We start from the raw sequence: 329 nt of genomic DNA, 5'->3' as shown, positions 1-329 counted from the left end.
ATGCGCCCGAGCCACAGTGGCATATCGAGGCAGCAGTTCAGAAACGAGTTGATCGACTGCTCGGTGGCCTCGCGGTCGGAGTCGGCGATCAGGCTCACGACCACCTTGGCCGGGTCTGGATTGGCGACTAGACGCTGCACTAGCGCGTCGGGATACTCCGAGGCCGCCTCGAGCATGGCCGGCACGCTGAAGTCGCGGTTGACCGCAATCCGTTGGCGCTCAGCGTCGGGAACCTCGGGGCTGGCCAGCAGGCGCCGACACAGCATGAACGCCTCGGCATGCTTACCGATCCAAAAAGCGCACACCGCCTGCTCATCGATCGCGCGCCA

The 329-nt window shown here is 65.0% G+C and carries 1 pseudogene; it reads right to left on the bottom strand.

Features of this window, described 5'->3' with window-relative positions:
* A pseudogene (locus SKC42_RS27540) lies at positions 1–305 on the bottom strand (glycosyltransferase); the annotation flags it as partial.
* Between the last annotated feature and the right edge of the window lie 24 nt (positions 306–329).

It is taken from the genome of Mycobacterium sp. 050134 (assembly GCF_036409085.1).
Lineage (GTDB): Bacteria > Actinomycetota > Actinomycetes > Mycobacteriales > Mycobacteriaceae > Mycobacterium.
Note: the sequence above shows the minus strand (reverse complement) of the source record. Positions and strands in the feature narration are given on the sequence as shown.